The following is a 1139-nucleotide window of genomic DNA, read 5'->3' as shown; positions in this document are numbered from 1 at the left end:
GTCGAATGGGAAGAGGTGTTCGATGTTCAAGCTCGGTGATGTTGTCCTGCTCGAGCAGTTTCGCGATGCCTTGCACGATCTCTCGCCGCGCAGCGATGCGGAGATCAAAGGCGATGTGCTGACCCGCTTGGTGCAGCTCGTCCTGCGCTGGATCGTCAGCGACCAGCCGTTGGAGCATCTGGAGCGGTTGATCGCCTTGATCGACCAGGTCGCCGACCGCGACACGGCGCTGCAGAGTCTGGAATCGCTGCTGCGATATGATGTCCAAGGGACACAACGGGTCGACGAAGACGACATTTGAGCCGCATAACTGGTAGATCGATCACAAGCTGCTGATCAGCGTTGCGCCGGATGGGTCCTTGAGGCAGTTATCGTGAAGGGTTTTGGTTAGAGGAAGGAATGTCTAATGACCAGTCTACAAACAATTGTCAAATAGCACCAAGCCAGAGCAGCGCACTGGGCGGGCGAATCGGTCGATTGGGGAAAGCGTCGAGAAAAGTGGTTATCGGTGCTTCGGCAGCTGATGGACGCTTTGCGTGCGTCTTTCAAGGATGCGGGTGTGCCCATGGATCAGATCGTGGACACTCGACATCGCCTCACCGAGGAAACACTCGGGGCCTATGAAGCACCGGGGCTCGAGGTCACGATCGGTCGAGACCTTGTGGCCTTCATCCCGGTTGCGAGCCTGATCATTGGGGGCTATGGACGTGTCGATGTCATTGGACCTCGCGACCAAGTCAAATTGATCGCAGACAGGGCGCAGTCTGTCGATGAAGGGGAGCCTGGGATGCCTGCCGAGGAGTGTGATTGGGTTTGGTCGGCCTACCCGGATCGGTCCCGCCGAGGTGGGTTTCCACTGGATGAGGCGGGCTTGGCCAACGTGCTTGAGGTGGTGCTGGGTGGGGCATGAAGGAGTCGGTCTTCCCCGACATCGATGGGGCCTTCACTTGGTATATCGCGACCAAGGATGGGCTCCGCGGACTGCGTGCTGCGATCCAATGCGGTGCCGCTGAACATATATGGTCCGCCCCGCGATGCAAGAGCCACTTGACTGTTCAGCAGAAGGAAACGTTGCGGCCATATATCCGGCGTCGTGATGAGGTGGCGTGATCGCTCCTCGCGCCCTGATGGAATCCGCG

1 protein-coding gene and 1 pseudogene are annotated in these 1139 nt (G+C 58.7%); both read left to right on the top strand.

Annotated features, from left to right (window positions below):
- Positions 1-301: pseudogene (locus tag CKO42_RS26640) on the top strand (hypothetical protein); the annotation flags it as partial.
- A gap of 264 nt (positions 302-565) precedes the next feature.
- The gene (locus tag CKO42_RS26635; protein WP_200252674.1) at positions 566-910 is read left to right on the top strand and encodes a hypothetical protein; all 345 of its coding nucleotides are present in this window, start codon (positions 566-568) and stop codon (positions 908-910) included.
- The last annotated feature ends 229 nt before the right edge of the window (positions 911-1139 follow it).

It is taken from the genome of Lamprobacter modestohalophilus, assembly GCF_016583905.1.
Lineage (GTDB): Bacteria > Pseudomonadota > Gammaproteobacteria > Chromatiales > Chromatiaceae > Lamprobacter > Lamprobacter modestohalophilus.
The sequence above is the reverse complement of the archived record's forward strand: the minus strand, read 5'-3'. Positions and strand labels throughout refer to the sequence as shown.